This window comes from Cryobacterium sp. MLB-32 (assembly GCF_000738085.1).
Lineage (GTDB): Bacteria > Actinomycetota > Actinomycetes > Actinomycetales > Microbacteriaceae > Cryobacterium.
Genome location: NZ_JPRS01000119.1, coordinates 1 through 18,824 on the forward strand (window position 1 = coordinate 1; position 18,824 = coordinate 18,824).

Genomic DNA, 18,824 nt, shown 5'->3' on the forward strand with positions numbered 1-18,824 from the left:
CCACCTCGGTGAGCGGTTTGATCGACTGCCGGGTCACGTCGTCGATGCCGGCCGCGAGCTGGCGCACCACGGCGAGGTTGCGGCCGAGCACCGGCACCGCCTCCGCGAGGTGCCAGACGGGATCGCTCGTGAGCCGCACGGCTTCGGCCGAGTGCCCGGCGAGCCGGGTGTAGGTTGACCCGGCCGCGGCCTCGTCGCCCGAGACGATCTGGCCTTGCAGGGTGGCGGCGAGGGCCTGCGCCTCGGCGAGCTCACTGCGCGCCAGCAGACCGCGTGCGCCCACCCAGGCGCCCATCGCGATCGCCAGTACCAGGAGGCTCAGGGCAGAGATCAGCACGATCCGGCGGGCGCGCCGACCACCCGGCGCCTCGTTCGCAGACCGCACCATGGGCCCATTCAAGCCAGCCGCGGGTCCCCCGTCAAGAGCCTGCGAGTGTGCCGCGCCCACCCCGCCGGTCGAGGCTAGGAGGGAAATGTGGCGCCTTTACCCATTTCGCTGGTCGAGGCGCGACGAAGGAGCGATCGAGACCGCGCGAGCCGACACGGCCCACCAGGTCTCGAGACACGCCGTAGACGGCGTTCCTCGACCAGCAGGATGGGGAAACCGCGACGCAGTTCCCCAGCGCGCACTCCCCAGGGGTCAGGGACGACCGAGGGAGATGTAGTTCCACCCGGCGGCTCGCCAGGCGGCGGCGTCGAGCGTGTTGCGGCCGTCGATCATCGTCGCCGTGCGCACCAGGGTCTTGGCCCACACGGGGTCGATGTCCCTGAACTCGGGCCACTCGGTGACGAGCACGACGGCATCTGACCCGGTGAGGGTCTCTTCGACACTCGTCGAGTAGCTCAACTGCGGATGCCGCGCGCGGCTGTTCTCGATGGCCTGCGGGTCGGTGGCCATCACATCGGCACCGAGTCCCCGCAGCTGAACAGCCACATCCAGGGCCGGGGAATCGCGCACGTCGTCGGAGTGCGGCTTGAAGCTGAGGCCGAGCACGGCCACCTTCTTGTTGTACACCGAGCCGCCGAGCGTGGAGACGGCGAGGTCGATCACGCGCTTGCGGCGGCGCAGGTTGATGGCGTCCACCTCTTTCAAAAACGCCACGGACTCGCCCCGGCCGAGTTCTTCGGCCCGAGCGGTGAAAGCGCGGATGTCCTTAGGCAGGCAGCCGCCGCCGAAGCCGACGCCGGCGTTCAGAAACCGGCGGCCGATGCGGGCGTCGTAGCCGATGGCATCCGCCAGCTGGGTCACGTCGGCGCCCGATACCTCGGCGATTTCGGCCATGGCGTTGATGAAGCTGATCTTGGTCGCGAGGAACGCGTTCGCGGCGACCTTCACGAGTTCGGCGGTGGCGTAGTCGGTGACCACCAGCGGGGTGTTGGCCACGAGGGCCGCGGCGTAGACCCGGCTGAGCAGGCCCGTGGCGTGCGTGCCGGCCTCACCCTCCGGCACTCCGTAGACCAGACGGTCGGGGCTGATGGTGTCTTGCACGGCAAAGCCCTCACGCAAAAACTCGGGGTTCCAGGCCAGCGAGGCGCCACTGCCGGATGCCTCCACCACGGCGGCGAGCCGGGCTGCGGTGCCGACCGGCACGGTGCTCTTACCCACGACGAGGTCGCCCGGGTTGAGGTAGGGCAGCAGGGAGTCGACCGCGGCATCCACGTAGGTGAGGTCCGCGGCGTAGCTGCCGGGCTTCTGCGGGGTGCCCACGGCGATGAAGTGCACCTGCGCGCCCGCGGCATCCGCGATGTCGGAACTGAACCGCAGACGGCCTGAGGCCATCGCGGAGGTGAGCACCTCGGGCAGCCCAGGCTCGAAGAACGGTGGGCGTCCTTCTGCGAGGTGCGCGATCTTGGCGGCGTCTACGTCAATGCCGATGACCTCGTGCCCGAGCTCCGCCATGGCGGACGCGTGCACGGCACCCAGGTAGCCGCAACCGATGACCGATATCTTCATACTTTCTTTCCCCATGCGTCGAGCCTATCGGCGCGGAGTGCGCCCCTGTCGCCGTGGTGCGGGTGGTGGTGCCGACGGTGCCCGGCCGGTCGGCGCGCCGGTTGGTTCCACCGGGCGCACAGCAGGGCCCCGAGCATGTGCCCGGGGCCCTGCGTCCTGTTCATGAACTCTTAGCGACCTCGACAGTGTCGGAAGAAGCCACCCGGAGAGTGCTACGCAGTTGCGCGCTGGCGACGAACGATCATGAGAACGACGATCAGTGAGAGGCCGAGCAGCAGTGCGCCGGCTGCGCTCCAGATGAGAAGCACGGGTGCCTCGTATCCGGTGCTGGCCAGGCCGGTGTTGCTCACGCCGTCAGCGGCGATGGTGGTGATGGTCGCCGTGCCGACGACGCCGGAGGTGAGGCCGGTAGCGGTCACGTTGTACGATCCCGTTGCGTTCTTGGGCAGGGTGACCGCGAGGCTGGTTGCACCCTGGGCGGATGCCACCTTGGTGGTGGTGACGGTGGCGGCCTTGACGCTGCCGAGGGTGGCGGTATCGGCGCCGTTGACGCCGAATGCCACGGTCTCACCCGGGGTGAAGGAACCGGTGTTGAAAATGATGTTGACGGTGGCACCCGGGATGGCGGTTCCGGTGATGGTGATGTTGATGACCGGAACGTAGCCGGCAGCGCTCGCTGCAGACGGAACTGCGAAAATAGCCAGGATCGCAAGAACGATCGCGGCGAAGGCCTTTTTTGCCATAGTGGTCCCCCTGGGATTGGTGTGATGCTTTCGCCGACACTGGCTCGCTTCGACTGAAGCTGTCGTCAGCATAGGGACGTTCTCAGCTGTTATCCAGTAGACCTGTGCATGCTGGGGCCACCCGACAGGCCGGTCGATTGCCGCCGCGGCGTCGGGCGCCCAGGCACCGTCGCACCCCCCATATTTGGCGACTCGTTGCCCCGGCAGTCGGTCTAAGTTAGCCCGAATCTCCGGTTCTCCCGGCGCGGTCGCGCGCTGTGACAGGCCCGTGAGCTTGTCTCAGATATTCTGCCTTCGTGCGCGGGCGTTCGCTGCGGATGCCCCCCATCCATACTCCACCGACGGCATCGCGTCGGTGAAGGAGCGCCGAACTCATCCAGTGTCGGGGAGATCGCAACGTCGAGTCTGGTACTCGGATTGGGGGCACGCTCAGGTTGGGCGACCAGGCACGACCATGCCGCGCCTCCTCGAGGAGAACTGCCCCCGATAAGGTCGCACAGTACGCTGGGTGGGCGCTCACCGAGCTCCCAAGCCCCTTCGCGACAGGTGTTTACAGGGCTGAGTCGCGTTACCGGAAGGGATCAGACCATGCCTGCGACTGTCCAGAAGCCGCGCAGTGCCCGCTTCGTCACGGCCGGGGTGCTCACGCTCGTGCCGGTGGTCGTCATCCTCACGACGTGGTTGCTGTGGCGAGACGTGCTCCCCAGCGCTCTTCCCGCGCAGTGGTCGGGCGGGGAGGTCGCCACGACGCAACCGACGTGGTTCTTTGTGGGGTTCACGGCCGTGACCGCCTTCGTGGCCGGGGTGTTCGGGTTCGTCGCGGGCCTCACCCCCGCAGCGGATGCCCCGCCCAGAATCGTGCTGCTGGTGACCGGCCTCGTCGGCAGCTTCTGCGTCATCATCTGGATGGTCAGCGCCAATCTGGCCGCTCCCGAGGGAGCCCCGCCAGCCCTGCCCAACTGGGGCTCCTGGGTGCTCGGGGCTGCTGTCTTCGCATTCGTCCCCGTGGTCATCGCTTTCAGAAAGCACGCGTAACCGTCGGGCTCCCGCACCCCGCTGAGCGGGGGCGGGAGCGAGGGTCAGTGCGCGGAGGCGAAGGGGTCGGCGATGCCCACGTAGCGGGTCTCCAGATATTCCTCGATACCCTCGAATCCGCCTTCCCGGCCGAGACCAGACTGCTTGACACCGCCGAACGGAGCGGCGGGATTGGAGACGATTCCCGTGTTCACCCCGAGCATGCCCACGTCGAGTTCTTCCGACAGCCGCAACGCGCGGTTGAGATCGAGCGTGAACACGTACGCCACCAGACCGAACTCGGTGTCGTTGGCCAGGGCGATGGCCTCCTCTTCGGTGGCGAAGGTCGAGATCGGTGCGACGGGGCCGAATACCTCTTCACGGAGGATGCGCGCCGCACCGGGAACATCCGTGAGCACGGTCGGTTCGTAGAAGTACCCGGGCCCGTCCACGTAGCGTCCCCCGAGGGCAAGGTGAGCGCCCGCCGCCTGGGCGTCGGTGACGAGTTCGTGCACCTTGGCTCGGGTGGCCTCGTCCACGAGCGGGCCGAGCAGCGTGCCCGGTTCGGTGCCGCGACCGACGGTGTGCGCGCGCATCCGCTCCACGAGCCGGGCGGTGAACTCTCCCGCAATCGACTCGTGCACCAGGATCCGGTTTGCCGCGGTGCAGGCCTCGCCGCCATTGCGCAGTTTGGCGAGCATCGCGCCATCGACGGCGGCGTTCAGGTCTGCGTCCTCGAACACGATGAACGGAGCGTTGCCGCCGAGCTCCATCGACACGCGCAGAACCTGGTCCGCGGCGTTTTTCAGCAGGGCACGGCCAACCGGGGTCGACCCGGTGAACGAGAGCTTGCGTAGCCGAGGGTCGGTGATGAGCGGCGCCGTCACCGCACCGGCGCTCGTGGTCTGCACGACGTTGAGCACGCCGGCCGGCAGCCCGCACTCGTGCAACACCTGGGCGAACAGCAGGGCGCTGAGCGGGGTGAGCGCCGCAGGCTTGAGCACCATCGTGCAGCCCGCGGCGATGGCCGGGGCGATCTTGCGCGTGGCCATCGCCAGCGGAAAGTTCCACGGCGTAATGAACAGGCACGGCCCCACGGGGCGCTTGGTCACCATCAGTCGGCTGCGGCCGTCGGGCGCAACCGCGAACCGACCCGAGACGCGCGCGGTCTCTTCCGAGAACCAGCGCAGAAATTCGGCGCCGTAGGCCACCTCGCCGCGGGCTTCGGCGAGCGGTTTGCCCATCTCGAGCGTCATGAGCAGGGCGAAGTCGTCGGCCCTGGCGGTCACGGCGTCGAACGCCGCGCGCAGAATCTCGGCCCGCACACGCGGCGGGGTTTTCGCCCAGGCCTTCTGCGCAGCGGATGCTGCGGCCAGCGCCGCCCTCCCATCTTCCGGGGTGGCGTCGGCGACGCGAACCAGCACGGCCCCCGTTGACGGATCGCACACGTCGAAGGTGCCTCCGTCACTCGCCGCCCGCCATTCGCCCCCGATGAACAGTCCGGTGGGAATGCTCGCCAGCAGGGCGCGCTCGTCGGCCGCGGTGACGCCCGCAACGGGTGCGAGGGTCGGCGTGGGAATGGCGGGGGTGATCGTCACAGGGACTCCTTCAGAATGCGCTCCACGTCGGCGACGGTGGGCTGAATGGGATTGTTCACGGTGACGGCGTCGGCGAGCGTGTCGGCGGCCAGCGAGGCCAGGTCGGCCTCGGTCACGCCGAATGTGGCCAGCGGGCCGGTCATGCCGACACTCGTGGCGAGCGCCGCGATCGCCCGGATGGCGCTCTCCGCGTTGTCGGCCTCGGTGGCAGCGGTGTCGCCCACGCCCAGAGCGAAGCCCACCCGGGCGATGCGCGCCGCGCGGGCGGTCAGGTTGAAGCGCAGCACACCCTCGATCACGATGCACAGGGCGAGGCCGTGCGGAATGTTGAACTGGCCGCCGAGCGGATGCGCGATGCCGTGCACGAGGCCGAGGCCGGTGTGCGAAAACCCGACTCCGGCCACGTGGCTGGCCAGCAGCAGTTCCGCGCGAGCCTCGATGTCCGATCCGTCCGCCACGGCCCGCGGCAGAAACTCGGCGACGGTCGAGATGACCTGCAACGCGATCCCGTCGCTGTACGGGTTGGCACGTACCGACAGGTACGACTCCAACGCGTGGGTGAGCGCATCCATTCCGGTGGCCGCCGTCGCTCCCGCGGGCAGGCCCACGGTGAGGTCGGGGTCGAGCACGGCCGCGCGCGCGAGGGCGCTGTCGTGGCCCACGTAGAACTTGCGGTGGCTCACCACATCTGTGATCACGCCGAAGGCGTTCACCTCGGCGCCGGTGCCCGCCGTGGTCGGCACGGCCACGATCGGCAGGGCCGGGTGCGCGAAGGTGCTGCGGTAGTCCAGGTCGATTCCGCGCTGTGGGTTGAGGGCGCCTAGGGCGATGCCCTTCGCGGCGTCCATCGACGATCCACCGCCCACGGCCACGATGCCGTCGGCGCCCACGGATGCGGCGAGGTCGCTGCCCTCGTCGACGCACGTGGTGGTGGGGTTGGGTGTCACCCCGCCGTACACGGTGACGGCGAGGCCAGCGCCTTCGAGAGCGGCGCGCACGGCGGCGACCACCGGGCTGGCCGCCAGGAACGGGTCGGTCACGATGAGCGCGTGCGTCACGCCGCTCTGCGCGGTGATGACGCCCACCTCGGTGACGGTGCCGCGGCCGAAGTGCGCCACCGGCTTCGGGTCGAGCACGAGCGACATGTCGCTGAGCGGTCGGGGCAGCGGCGCGAGGCCGGTCGCGGCGAGCGCGGCCGTTCCGGGGGCGCTCATGCGGAGGCCAGTTCGGCGTTGACCGATGACGCCACGGCGGCGGCAGCAGCGGATGCCGCCACCGACGCGGCGACCGACGCGTTCGCCGAGACTTCGGCGGCTTCCTCAGCGGCGGCCACCGCGGCCACCACATCGGCGGGGCTCACGGGCGTGGAGTCGTTCAGACGCAGGTTGATGCCGCTGAGGTCTTCGTAGAGTCGCACCGGGCTCATCTCGCCGGCACTGTCGCCGTACTGGGCGCGGGCGCGGCGGTAGATCTGTTCGACGAGGCCACTGAGTTCGGCGGGCACACCCACCGACCGGGCCAGGTCGATGGAGAGTCCGAGGTCTTTGCAGGCCAGGGCGATGGAGAAACCCTCGTCGTAGTCACCCTCGCCGAGGATCGACAGAACGTCGTGCTGCACGAAGTTGCTGTTGGCGGGGCTGGCGATGAGCGAGGCGCGCAGCACGCCGAGGTCGACGCCGGCCTTCACGCCGATGCTGAGCACCTCGGCGGTGGCCACGAGGTGGGAGAACCAGAGCTGGTTGATCATGAGTTTCACGGCGTAGCCGGTGCCGGCCGCGCCCACGTGCAGGATGCGCTCCGGGTCGCCCATCGCCTGGAAGATCGGCAGCAGCGACTCGAAGTCGTCGGAGGATCCGCCCACGAAGATCTGCAGCATGCCCGAGGCTGCTCCCACCGACATGCCGCTCACCGGGGCGTCCAGAATGCGCAGGCCGCGGTCGGCGTGCTCGAACCGCACGCCGTTGGCCACGTCGGGAACGGAGGTGGACATGTCGATCCAGCAGCCGCCATCCGCTATTCCGGCCAGGATGCCGTTCTTCCCGTTCACCACGGTGTCGACGTGCCGGGGGGTGGGCAGCATGGTGATGACCACGTCGGACCGGGCGGCGACCTCGGCGGGGGTATCGGCCCATTCGGCACCGTTGGCCAGCAGTTCGGCGGCCGATTCGCGACGGATGTCGTTGACGACGAGCGCGTAGCCGGCCTTCTGCAGGTTACGGGTCATGCCGGAGCCCATGTTGCCCAGGCCGATGAAGCCGACGCGGGTCGACGGGGTAGCGGTCATATCAGTTCTCTCAATTCAGTCAGTGGGGTGAGTCGGGCAGTGCGGAACGGGTCAGTCGTCGGTGAGCGGCGAGGAACCCAGGTTGATCCAGGTGGTCTTCAGCGCCGTGTAGGCGTCGAAGGCGTGCAGCGACCGGTCGCGGCCGCTGCCCGAGTTCTTGAAGCCGCCGAAGGGGGTGATGATGTCGGAGGCGTCGAAGGTGTTCACCCACACGGTTCCGGCGCGCAGTTCGCGGGCGGCCGCGTGGGCGGTGGTGATGTTGCCGGTCCACACGCTGGCGGCGAGGCCGTAGGCGCTGTCGTTGGCCACGCGCACGGCCTCGGCCGCGCCGCGCACCGTGGTGACCGACAGGGCCGGACCGAAGATCTCTTCCTGGCCGATGCGCCCGGAGTTGTCCACGTGATCAAACACGGTGGGTTCCACGTAGTAGCCGTCGGCGAGGCCGTCGGGCCGCACCCGGCGCCCGCCGTGCACCACGGCACCCTCGGCGGCGGCGATGTCGGTGTACGCGAGCACGCGTTCGAGCTGCTTCTCGCTCGCGATCGTGCCGATCTGGGTGGCCTCGTCGAGCGGGTCGCCAAGCACGAGCGACCGGCCCACGGCGAGCACGCGCTCCACAAGTTCGTCGTGCACGCGTTCGTCCACAATGAGGCGGCTGCCGCCGTGGCAGGTCTGCCCGGCGTTGTAGAAGATGCCCCAGGCCACCGATTCCGCGCACGCGGCGAGGTCTTCGGTGTCGGCAAGCACCACCTGGCGGATTTGCCGCCCAGCTCCAGGGCCACCTGCTTGCCGTTGGATTCGCCGGAGTAGCCGAGAAAACCGCGGCCCACGGCGGGTGAGCCGGTGAAGGTGATCTTGTCCACGAGCGGATGCCGGCCGAGCGCCTGACCGGCCACCGGGCCGAGTCCCGGAACCACGTTGAACACGCCGGCCGGAATGCCGGCCTCGGCGGCCAGCTGCGCGAGTTTGAGCGCCGACAGGCTGGTCAGTTCGGCCGGCTTGAGCACGACCGAGTTGCCGGCGGCGAGCGCGGGGGCGATCTTCCACGCGGTGATGATGAGCGGGTAGTTCCACGGCACGACGGCGCCCACCACGCCGAGCGGTTCGCGGGTGATCAGGGCGAGCGCGCTCTGCGGGGTGGGCGCGATCTCGTCGTAGATCTTGTCGATGGCCTCGGCGTACCAGCGCACCGTGCGCGCGGCCTGCGGCACGTCCACCCGGCGGGCGTCACCGATCGGATGCCCGGAGTCGATCGATTCGAGCAGGGCCAGCTCGTCGAGGTTCTCCAGCATCAGCTCGCTCAGCCGGGTGAGCACCCTGGCCCGCTCGCGGCGGTCGGCACGGCTCCACACACCGGAGTCGAAGGCGCGGGCGGCGGCGCGAACGGCGTCGTCGACATCCGCTTCGCCGGCGGCGCTCACCGCGGCGAGCAGGCGGCCATCGCGCGGGGAGAAGCTGTCGAAGGTGGCGCCGTCGCGGGCGGGCCGAAAGTCGCCATCGATGAACAGCCGGGTTTCGGGTGTGAGGGCGGCGGCCTGGGAGATCCAGTCGGTCATACGGTGTACCTCTTTACTGCGGTCCAGTCGATCTGCGCGCCGAGCCCCGGAAGGGTGGGCACCACGAGTTCGCCGGTGGCGTTGACGTCGAGCGGGGTCATGAAAAAGTCGCGGCGTTCCGGCGTCCACCCGGGCGGGTCGTAGGGAAACTCCAGGTACGGCCCGGCGTCCACGCCGGCGGCCACGTGCAGGTTGGCCAGCAGGCCCAGCCCGTTGCTCCAGGTGTGCGGGGTGAACAGCCGGTGCCGCAGGTTGGCGGATTCCGCCACCTGCCGCGCCCGGTACATGCCTACGGCGAGCACCACGTCGGGCTGGTAGATGTCGTAGGCATCCGCTTCGATCAGCGCGTTCATCTCACCCATGCTGCGCACCATTTCGCCGGCGGCCACCTGAATGCCGGTTTCGGAGCGGATGCGCCGGGCGCCGATCACGTCGGCCTGCGGCAGTGGTTCTTCCAGCCAGAGCACGCCGAGGTCGTTGAGTTCCGCGGCGATGCGGCGCACCCGGGCCAGCGGCAGGGCGGCCTCGATGTCGCCGCTCATGCGCCACATCTGGTTGAGGTCCACCATGAGGTCGAAGTCGTCGCCCACGGCCTCGCGAGTGGCGCGAACGGCGGCGATGCCCTCGTCGATGCGGTCGCGGGCGATGCGGATCTTCATGGCCTTGAAGCCGCGTTCGCGGGCGGCGAGCGCCGATTCGGCCCGGGCCGCCGGCGGTTTGAGCTCGCCGCAGGAGGCGTAGGCGGTGAGGCGGTCGCGAGCCCCGCCGAAGAGCACGCTCACCGGCAGCCCGGCGACCTGGCCGATGATGTCCCAGAGCGCCGCCTCGAGCGGCCAGTAGCGGCCGCCGTGAAAGTTGATGGTTTCGATCCGGCGCACCTGGTTGAGGATCTGCAGCGGGTCGGTGCCGATGAACAGGTCTTCGTACGCTTCGAAACCGTCCATCGTGTCGCCGGAGCCCACGCCGATCAGGCCGGAGTCCGTTTCGACCTGCACCAGGGTGGCCGGAAAGTTACGGCGCGGAACCGGGTCCCAGGCTGCCGAGAACGGCGGATCGAGCGGCAGGTTCAGCCGGGTGAGGCGAATGGCCGTGATCTTCATACGGAGGCTCCGTGCTCAGTCGTGGCGGCCTGCAGGGAGGCGGCCGGTCGCGGGGTGTAGAAGGGGTTGAACGGGCTGTCCCGGGCGGCGATCACGGCCTCGCTCGACGGCAGCGAGGCCGCGCCGTTCACGAGGGCGGTATGCACCGAGAGTCGGTTGTTCGCGTACACGGTGTCGGCGTCGTCGGCGCCGGGGTTCACCCAGACGGCGGCGATGACCACGTGGCTGTCGGCCTGTTCGAGGGAGATGGTGCCGTCGGCCAGCGCCTCGGCCACGCCGGCGGCGATGCCGGCCTGGGCCGGTCCCCAGATGAGCAGGCCGTGGGCATCCGTTGCCGGGGCGGCCTTGGTGACGAACAGAGTCAGCGGTTTCACGGGCAGCGACGGGCGCAGCACGGTGACGAAGGGCACGTGCCCTGCACTCGGCGTGGCGAGGGCGGTCGCCCAGGCCACGCCGGCCGGCCCCTCGCGGTGACCGAAAACCGTGTTGACGTGGGCGGCGTTGACGCCGTCGCCGATGAAGCTTTCGCCAATTTGCAGGGCCTGGGTCGGGTGAGGGGCCGGGGTCATCAGATCAGTCCCTGCTCGGTGAGCCAGGCGTTGGCGATGTCTTCGGGGTCTTCGCCGTCGACGTCGGCCTGCGCGTTGAGCTTCTGCATCTCCTCGGTGGTGAGCTTGTCGCTCATCAGCGCCATCACCTCGGCGATGCCGGGGTGCTCGTCGAGGGTGGTCTGCTTGAGGGTGAACGCGCCCTGGTACACCGGGAAGAACTGCTTGTCGTCTTTCATCACCACGAGGTCGAGGGCCTTGATGCGGCCGTCGGTCTGGAACACCTCGCCGAAGTTGCAGTCGTCGCCCTTCTGGGTGGCGGTGTAGATCACACCGGTGTCGAGCAGGGCCACGTTGGAGTCGGGCACGTCGAGGCCGTAGGCGGCTTTCAGCCCGGGCCAGCCGTCGTCGCGGGTGGAGAATTCGCTCTCGATGCAGAACGTCTGGTCGGCGATCGGCAGCTTGGCAATGTCGCTGAGCGAGGTGACGCCCAGTTCCTTGGCCTTGTCGGAGCGGATGGAGAAGGCGTATGTGTTGTTCAGCGGAGCCGGGTCGAGCCAGGCGATGCCGTTGGCGCCGTCGGCCTCTTTCGTGGCGGCGAACTGGGCTTCTTCGCCCTGCACCGGAACGGTGTTGTTGTTGTAGGTGATCCAGGACGTTCCGGTGTACTCCCAGTAGCCCATGAAGTCGTCGCTCTCCAGGGCGGCGCGCACGTTGGCCGAGCCCACGACCTGGGTGTTGGCATCCGTGTCGGCGCCATGAGCGTTGAGCAGCCCGCTGGTGAGGTACGCGAGGATGTACTGCTCGGAGAAGTCTTTGGCGCCGACGGTGCCGGTGAGGCCGGCCACCTCGTCGCCCTGCGCTCCGGCCGCTGTGGTTGCTCCGGCGGAACAGCCGGTGAGCGCGAGGGCGCCGATGGCGGTGAGGGCCAGAATCGACAGGACGGTGGGTTTTTTCATGGTGGCTCCTTGAACGTAGGGATCGGTGGAACTGCTGTGGTGGAAGGGAAAGAGCGAGAGTTTCAGGTACCGCGGGGACGCAGCACGTCTTCGGCGGTTGCGGCGACCCAGTCGATGAGAAGCGCGATACAGGCGACGAGTACGGCTCCGGTGACGAGCACGGGGTAGCGCTGCAGCTTGAGTCCGTTGACGATCATGTCGCCCAGGCCACCGGCGTTGATGAAGGTGGCGATGGTGGCCACTCCCACGCAGAACACGAGGGACGTGCGCAGGCCGGCGAGAATGACGGGCACCGCGAGGGGCAGTTCGATGCGGAACAGCACCTGGTTGGCGGTCATGCCCATGCCGTACGCGGATTCGCGCACGTTCTCGTCTACCTGCTGCAGACCGATCATCGTGTTGCGCAGCACCGGCAGGAACGAATAGACCACGAGTCCCACGAGGGCGGTGAGGTATCCGGTCTGCCACATGATGGCCAGCAAGATGATGACGCCCACGGCGGGCGTGGCCTGTCCCACGTTGGCGATGCCGAGCACGACCCCTTTGATCACCCGGGAGCGCGTGCGGCTGAGCATGATTCCGGTGGGGATGGCCAGCACGGCGACCAGTGCGGAGGCGACCACGGTGAGGCCGAGGTGTTCGCGCACCCGCGCGATGATGTAGTCGGCGTTCAGGGTGCGCGACTCGATCGAGTCGAGGCTGAGACTGGACAGCCAGAGCAAGAGTGCGGCGAGCACGAGCAGCACGACGGCCGGGGTCACGAATCTCTTGACCGACCAGATCTCGCTCCGCCGCGTGGCCGGCCGCTGCACCGCTGTGGGGATCGCCCGGGTGGCGGTGGGAAAATCCACGGTCACACCTCCGTGGCCGCGGCGAGGTGGGTACCTCGGTACCGAGAACCGCGGAGATCTGATCGATGCTGATCGACCCGACGACCGTGTTGCGGTCGTCGACCACGGCCAGGGCGGGCAGCCCCGTGAGCACGAGGGCATCGAGGGCATCGCGCAGGGAGTCGGTCGTGCGCACGGTGATCGGTCCCCCGGTGGCCGCGCTCGCGGGGCCGAGGCGAGCCTCGGTCACCGGGATCAGCACGAGGCGTTTGATGGTGGTGCCGAGCCCGATGAAGGAGGAGACGTAGTCGTTGGCGGGGTTGGTGAGGATGTTGGCGGGCGTGTCGAACTGTTCGATCTGGCTGCGGTTGCTCAGCACGGCGATCCGGTCGCCGAGCCGCACTGCCTCATCGAAGTCGTGGGTGACGAAGATGATGGTCTTGCCGATCGACGCCTGCAGGCGCAGGAACTCGGCCTGCAGCTTCTCGCGGGTGATCGGGTCGGTGGCGCCGAACGGTTCGTCCATCAGCATCACGGGTGGGTCCGCGGCAAGCGCTCGGGCCACACCGACGCGCTGCTGCTGTCCGCCGGAGAGCTGCTTGGGGTAACGGTTGGCGAAATCTTCGGGTTCGAGACCCACGGTCGTGAGCAGTTCGTAGACGCGGTCGTTGGTCTTGGCCTTGTTCCAGCCGAGCAGCTTGGGTACCACGCTGATGTTCTCCGCAATGGTCATGTGCGGAAACAGCCCGATCTGCTGGATCACGTAGCCGATGTGCCGGCGCAGCTCGCTCGGGTTGAGCGAGAGCACGTCACGGCCGTCGATGGAGATCGACCCGCTCGTGGGTTCGATGATGCGGTTGATCATTTTCATGGTCGTGGTCTTGCCGCATCCGCTCGGCCCCACGAACATCACCAGTTCGCCGGGCTGCACGGTCATGGAGAAGCTCTCCACCGCCGCGACGGCCTGGTTGGGGTACTGCTTGGTCACGTTGTTGAGCTCGATGAGGGCTCCGCTGGTCTTGCCGGAGATCTGGATGAGTGCGGTGTTGAGTTGCTTAGGCACGGAGTCCCTTTGATGTGGTGGTTCGGGTGATGGCCACAAACGCGGCATCGACGACGAGGGCGAGGAGCACGACACCGAGCGTTCCGGTGAGGGCGAAGTTGAGGGCGTTCTTGGAGCCGAGCGAGCTGAGGCCCTGGAAGATGAATTGCCCGAGGCCGGGCCCCGCCACGTAGGCGGCGATGGCAGCGACGCCGATGGTGAGCTGTGCGGCCACGCGCACCCCGGTGAGGATGATGGGCCAGGCCATCGGCAGCTGCACGCGCAGCAGCACGGCGAACGGCGTCATGCCCATGCCGAGGGCGGATTCCATGATCGCCGGCGGCACCTCGCGCAGTCCCACCACGGTGTTGCGCACGATCGGCAGCAGCGAGTACATCACGAGGGCGATCAGGGTGGGGGTCCAGCCGAGGCCGAACGGGGGAATCAGGAGGGCGAGCAGGGCGAGCGACGGGATGGTGAGGGCCACCCCGGCTGCGGCGATCACCACGGACCGTGGCAGGGGCTTGTTCCACACCAGCATGCCCACGCCGATGCCGACCACCATGGCGATCAGCAGGGAGATGGCCACCACGAGGAGGTGCTCGCCGAGCAGCTCCAGGATGTCGTCCCACCGGCGTGCCCAAAACGTCAGTAGTCCGTTGAGGTCCAGGGTCACGGGCGCGCCCTCCTTCACTCGTCATTGTGTGATCTGCCGCTTCGAGCGAAGCGACAGGGGGATTAGACAAGAGACTATGAGATCGTTGCTTTTTGCACAACAGGGATTGTGCATATGGCAACCATGACTTAGTCTGCAGGCATGACCACCGACATGTCCGCTGCCGATTCCCGAGCGCCGAAGGCCGTTCCGCGGCGAAATTCCGCCGGTTTGCGCCGCGACCTGGAGATATTGGAGATACTGGGCTCCCCCGAATGTGAGGCCGCTGGCGGGCTCGGGGTGCTGCGCGTGGCCGAGCTCGCCGGGCGCGACAAGGGGCTGATCTCGCGCACCCTGGCGACCCTCGCCGAGTTCGGCCTGGTGTCACGCGATGAGGCCACCCAGAACTATCGCCTCGGCTACCAGCTGTACGCCCTCGCGGCCCGCACCCTGGAGTCGCGCCTGGTGCGAGCCTCCGTGCCGTATCTTCGTCGCATGGTCACGGCGACCCACGAGACCACGCACCTCTGCGTGTTGCGTGGCGGCAATGTGCTCACCCTCGCGAGCGAACTGAGCGAGTACGCGTTTCGCGGACTCGGCTGGGAGGGGGTCAGCACGGCCGCGTGGCGCACCTCGTCGGGCCGGGTGCTCGTGAGCGACTGGGCCGAAGACGATCTTCGGCGCTGGTACGATGCGCACGGCCACGACGAACCGGTCACCAGCCCGGTTACGCCGCTCCTGCTGCGCACCGACACCGCGGATGCCACGGCTCGCGAGGCCGACGGCGTTCCCCTCGTCACCGACTTCGCCAGCCTGAAACGCCAGGTGGCGCTCATTCGACGCCGCGGCTATGCCACGGTCGACGAAGAGTTCGAGAAGGGCGTGGTGGGTGTCTCCGCGCCGGTTTTCGATTTTCGCGGCAACATCATTGCCGCCATCAACGTGAGCGCACCGAAGACCCGCATGGGCTCACACCTGCACGAGGCGGGGGCATTGGCCGCTCGTGTGGCCGCCGAATTCTCCGCACAGCTGGGCGCACCGGCCTAACCCCGCCCCCGTACCCTTCACGAAAGCGAGCACACATGTCACCGCGTCGCAGATTTCGAGTCGCCATCGCCGGTCTGGGTACCGAGTCGAGCACCTTTTCGCCGGCCACCACGAACATCGAAGCGTTCCGCACCCTCCGCGGCTCGGAGGTGCTCGACGACCACGAGTGGTTGGCCCCCGGATCTCCGCTCCGCGCCCGAGCGGACTGGCTGCCCACCCTGGTGGCAACGGCGCTCGCCGGCGGAGCGGTGACGCGCGAGGCCTACGACCGGCTCACGGCGGAGATTCTCACTCGGCTGGCCGACGTGGGGCCGCTCGACGGGCTGTACCTCGACATCCACGGCGCGATGAGCGTGCAGGGGCTGGCCGACCCGGAGGCGCATCTGCTCGAGGCCATTCGTGCGGTCATCGGGCCGGATGTGCTCGTGTCGGCATCGATGGACCTGCACGGCAACGTCTCCCGTCGTCTGGTGCATCAGCTTGACCTCGTGACCTGCGGTCGCCTGGCGCCGCATGAGGATTCTGCCGAGACCCATGAGCGGGCCGCGCGCAACCTGCTCGATCGTCTGGACTCCGGTCTTGGCCGCCCACTGAAGGCCTGGGTTCCCATCCCCGTGCTCCTTGCCGGGGAGAAGACCAGCACCCGCGTCGAACCGGGCCGGGGCGTGTACGCGCAGGTCGCCGAGGTGGAATCCATGGCGGGCGTGCTCGATGCCGCACTCTGGGTGGGGTACGCCTGGGCGGACGAGCCCCGTAACCGAGCCGTGGCCGTGGTGACCGGCGATGACGCCGGAGCCGTGGCATCCGGTGCCCGTCGGCTGGCCCGGTCGTATTGGGACAGCCGGAACGACTTCGACTTCGCTGCCCCGACCGGTTCCCTCGACGAGTGTCTGGACGCCGCGCTGGCCAGCCCGGCCCGCCCGTTTTTCATCAGTGATTCCGGCGACAACCCCACCGCCGGCGGGGCCGGCGACGTGACCTGGGGGCTCGCCCGGCTGCTGGAGCGCCCCGAGTTGCGGGTGGGCGCGGTCACGGTGATCTACGCTTCCATTCCCGACCCGGCCGCCGTGGCCGCCGCCGTCGAGGCGGGCGTCGGGGGTCAGGTGCGTGTTGAGGCCGGCGCGCAGATCGACAGCCGTCATGCCGGGCCGGTGCTGCTGGAGGGCGTGGTGCGCTTCATCAGGCACGGCGACGAGGATGCCGGCACCGAGGTTGTCATTCAGGTGGGCGGGGTGCATGTGATCGTGACCACGCGGCGCAAGCCGTACCATCTCGAGGCAGACTTCACGCGGCTCGGCCTGCAGCCGCGATCGGCGGATGTCGTGGTCGTGAAGATCGGGTACCTCGAACCGGAACTGTTCGAGATGAGCGCCGACTGGCGGCTCGCCCTCACCCCCGGCGGAGTGGATCAGGACCTCGCCCGCCTCGGGCACCAGCATCTTCGCCGCCCCATGTTCCCCTTCGACGCGTTCGAGTGGCAACCCGACCTGGAGCCGCGATTCATCGCGCCCTCCACCGGGCCACTCACCGGCCCCGACGAGTAATGGCTGGGCCCCGACCGCCGGGCACCCCGCCGGTCGAGGCGCGAGGCACGAGCGATCGAGACCGCGCAAGCCGAACCGCAGACCCGGTCACCAGGTCTCGATCGCTCCTTCGTCGCGCCTCGACCAGCGACGGCAACCGCCGGTCGAGGCGCGAGGCACGAGCGATCGAGACCCCGCGAGCCGAACCGCAGACCCGGTCACCAGGTCTCGATCACTCCTTCGTCGCGCCTCGACCAGCGACGGCGACTGCTGGTCGAGGCGCGAGGCACGAGCGATCGAGACCCCGCGAGATATCCCTCCCCAGCCAAGTCCGAGAATCACCGTGCGAGGTCTCGATCGCTCCTTCGTCGCGCCTCGACCAGCGAGAGGGTTAGGGCGAAGAGGGCGGGCCCCGGCAGGTCCGTCGTGGCCAGGTCGGCGAGCACCCGCCCGACGGCCGGCGTGAACTTGAAGCCGTGGCCGCTGAACCCCGCGCCCACCACCACCGGGCCCACCCGGTCCAGCACGAAGTTCTCGTTCGCCGTGGTCGTATACGTGCAGCTCACCGGTTCGAGCACGTCGGCATCCGCTCCGGGCAGCCACTCGCGCACGTAGCGCTGCAGCGCGGCCAACTGCGCGGGTTCCGGCGTGAACGAGCGCGCGTCGGGGTCGGTTGCCGGCCCCGAGCCGTGCCAGCCCGCCTTCACGCCCTGCCCCGGCGTGTACATGCCGTAGACCGGCGTGTACCAGTAGTCGTACCGCGCCTGCGTCGCGTCATACGCGTGGTTGAACCCGGGCCACTCGGTGGCCGCGCGGCGGGCGGCATCCGCCGACGGGTCGGCCAGCGCGAAGTGCGCCGGCTGCTCCTGCGTGACCACCAGACTCGGCAGGCTCAGCACGCCGCCGAGCAGCCGGGTGGTCCAGGCGCCCACAGTGACCACCACACGCCGGCAGCGAATCACCTCAGTGTCGGTGATCACGCGTACGTTCTCGTCGTCGACCACCTCGATGCGCCGCACCGCGGTGCCGTGTCGCACGTCGCGCCGGCGACCGAAGCCCGCGCCTGCAGGGCCGTGACGGCCGCGTCGGCGTTCAGCCGCCCCGCCTCGGGGGCGTGCAGCACACGCCCGTCGAAGCGGATGCCGGGCCACCGTTCCGATGCGGCCTCCGGCGTGAGAAACTCCGACATGAACCCCACCCGCGCACGGGCGGCGGCCATCGCGTCGAAGGCCGGGTTCGGTCCGTGGTTGACCACGCCCACCTGGTGCAGCAGTGAGGCGGCCGACTCAGCTTCGAGCGCACGCCAGAGAGTGAGCGACTCGGCGAGCATGCCCACGTAGGTGGGGTCGGCGTACGCGGTGTTGAAGTTGCGCGAGGCGCCGTGGGAGGCGCCGTTCAGATGCCCGGGCTCGAAGCGCTCCAGCAGCGTCACCGATCGCCCGCGCGAGGCAAGCTGCCAGGCCGTGGCCGATCCCATGGCCCCGCCGCCGACAACCACCGTCTCTACGTCATACATCTGCCGCTCCTCCGTCGCCGTCCCTGATGTTCAGACTAGGCGGGGCGAGTGGTCACGTCGCATCGGATGACCATCGCCTCGTGTACACGATCGACGGCGACGACGACGTGCGCAGTGCCGGGTGCCGCTACCACTACGGAAACCAGTCTCATCGGCTCCCGGGGCCTGCCGAGGTCAGAACACGCCGCCGGACCGTTGCATCGTGCGCGGCATGATTCTGGCACGCGCGTGCAGGCTGTCAGGGTGTTCTTCCGTGGTATTTCCCAACTAAATCCGAACAAACGGCACTACTATGTTGTGTACGTGAAAGCCCGGACCCTGCTTTCAATAAGCCATTTTCAGGGTGGAGATGCAAGTTTCGCCTTATCGCGACGCATCGGCTAGGAATTTTCATGACACACATCACGCCATTGCACAGGGAATCCCTTGCCGACATGTGCTTCGCTTTGGTCGAT

14 protein-coding genes and 4 pseudogenes are annotated in these 18,824 nt (G+C 68.6%); 3 read left to right on the top strand and 15 right to left on the bottom strand.

Features of this window, described 5'->3' with window-relative positions:
• From JF66_RS12285 to JF66_RS21775, 3 genes and pseudogenes are all read right to left on the bottom strand, one after another.
• Nucleotides 1–388, bottom strand: a pseudogene (locus JF66_RS12285) (hypothetical protein); the annotation flags it as partial.
• Nucleotides 389–640: 252 nt separating this feature from the next.
• Nucleotides 641–1,954, bottom strand: a complete 1,314-nt coding sequence (locus JF66_RS12290; protein ID WP_035878416.1) for a UDP-glucose/GDP-mannose dehydrogenase family protein — start codon at nucleotides 1,952–1,954, stop codon at nucleotides 641–643.
• A 212-nt stretch (nucleotides 1,955–2,166) separates the two neighbouring features.
• A complete protein-coding gene (locus JF66_RS21775; RefSeq protein WP_051973485.1) occupies nucleotides 2,167–2,697 on the bottom strand; it encodes a hypothetical protein in 531 nt (176 codons plus the stop codon).
• 588 nt (nucleotides 2,698–3,285) lie between these two features.
• Between JF66_RS21775 and JF66_RS12300 the strand changes: the two genes are divergently transcribed.
• A complete protein-coding gene (locus JF66_RS12300) occupies nucleotides 3,286–3,732 on the top strand; it encodes a hypothetical protein (RefSeq protein WP_035878419.1) in 447 nt (148 codons plus the stop codon).
• A gap of 44 nt (nucleotides 3,733–3,776) precedes the next feature.
• On the opposite strand, the gene JF66_RS12305 is transcribed toward JF66_RS12300, so the two are convergent.
• From JF66_RS12305 to JF66_RS12355, 11 genes and pseudogenes are all read right to left on the bottom strand, one after another.
• Entirely contained in the window at nucleotides 3,777–5,303 is a 1,527-nt protein-coding gene (locus JF66_RS12305) for an NAD-dependent succinate-semialdehyde dehydrogenase (RefSeq protein ID WP_369798010.1), read from the bottom strand.
• Between the two features lie 2 nt (nucleotides 5,304–5,305).
• Nucleotides 5,306–6,523 (bottom strand): iron-containing alcohol dehydrogenase family protein, encoded by a 1,218-nt coding sequence (locus tag JF66_RS12310; RefSeq protein WP_051973486.1) that lies wholly within the window; start codon nucleotides 6,521–6,523, stop codon nucleotides 5,306–5,308.
• Complete coding sequence (locus JF66_RS12315; RefSeq protein ID WP_081882359.1) at nucleotides 6,520–7,593, bottom strand: NAD(P)-dependent oxidoreductase; 1,074 nt, start codon at nucleotides 7,591–7,593, stop codon at nucleotides 6,520–6,522. Before JF66_RS12315 ends, JF66_RS12310 begins: the two co-directional genes overlap by 4 nt.
• 51 nt (nucleotides 7,594–7,644) lie before the next feature.
• Complete coding sequence (locus tag JF66_RS25315; protein WP_255351531.1) at nucleotides 7,645–8,343, bottom strand: aldehyde dehydrogenase family protein; 699 nt, start codon at nucleotides 8,341–8,343, stop codon at nucleotides 7,645–7,647.
• A gap of 62 nt (nucleotides 8,344–8,405) precedes the next feature.
• Nucleotides 8,406–9,149, bottom strand: a pseudogene (locus tag JF66_RS25320) (aldehyde dehydrogenase family protein); the annotation flags it as partial.
• Nucleotides 9,146–10,249: a mandelate racemase/muconate lactonizing enzyme family protein gene (locus JF66_RS12325; protein ID WP_035878426.1), complete on the bottom strand. Its 1,104-nt coding sequence runs from the start codon at nucleotides 10,247–10,249 to the stop codon at nucleotides 9,146–9,148. The pseudogene JF66_RS25320 and the gene JF66_RS12325, both read right to left, overlap by 4 nt.
• Entirely contained in the window at nucleotides 10,246–10,818 is a 573-nt protein-coding gene (gene fae / locus JF66_RS12330) for a formaldehyde-activating enzyme (protein WP_035878430.1), read from the bottom strand. The genes JF66_RS12325 and fae overlap by 4 nt, the downstream gene beginning before the upstream one ends.
• Nucleotides 10,818–11,756, bottom strand: coding sequence for a glycine betaine ABC transporter substrate-binding protein (locus tag JF66_RS12335; RefSeq protein WP_035878433.1), 939 nt, complete (start codon nucleotides 11,754–11,756; stop codon nucleotides 10,818–10,820). The genes fae and JF66_RS12335 overlap by 1 nt, the downstream gene beginning before the upstream one ends.
• Nucleotides 11,757–11,818: 62 nt before the next feature.
• Nucleotides 11,819–12,607 (bottom strand): ABC transporter permease, encoded by a 789-nt coding sequence (locus JF66_RS12340; protein ID WP_035878458.1) that lies wholly within the window; start codon nucleotides 12,605–12,607, stop codon nucleotides 11,819–11,821.
• Nucleotides 12,608–12,713: 106 nt separating this feature from the next.
• Nucleotides 12,714–13,697: pseudogene (locus tag JF66_RS22295) on the bottom strand (ABC transporter ATP-binding protein); the annotation flags it as partial.
• A complete protein-coding gene (locus tag JF66_RS12355; RefSeq protein WP_035878459.1) occupies nucleotides 13,642–14,280 on the bottom strand; it encodes an ABC transporter permease in 639 nt (212 codons plus the stop codon). The pseudogene JF66_RS22295 and the gene JF66_RS12355, both read right to left, overlap by 56 nt.
• Nucleotides 14,281–14,445: 165 nt before the next feature.
• On the opposite strand from JF66_RS12355, the gene JF66_RS12360 reads away from it, so the two are divergent.
• Together JF66_RS12360 and JF66_RS12365 are read left to right on the top strand one after the other, a co-directional pair.
• Nucleotides 14,446–15,330, top strand: a complete 885-nt coding sequence (locus JF66_RS12360) for an IclR family transcriptional regulator (protein ID WP_231556399.1) — start codon at nucleotides 14,446–14,448, stop codon at nucleotides 15,328–15,330.
• 35 nt (nucleotides 15,331–15,365) lie between these two features.
• A complete protein-coding gene (locus JF66_RS12365) occupies nucleotides 15,366–16,874 on the top strand; it encodes a M81 family metallopeptidase (RefSeq protein WP_035878447.1) in 1,509 nt (502 codons plus the stop codon).
• A 317-nt stretch (nucleotides 16,875–17,191) separates the two neighbouring features.
• Here the strand turns inward: JF66_RS12365 and JF66_RS12370 are convergent.
• Nucleotides 17,192–18,369: pseudogene (locus tag JF66_RS12370) on the bottom strand (FAD-dependent oxidoreductase).
• Between the last annotated feature and the right edge of the window lie 455 nt (nucleotides 18,370–18,824).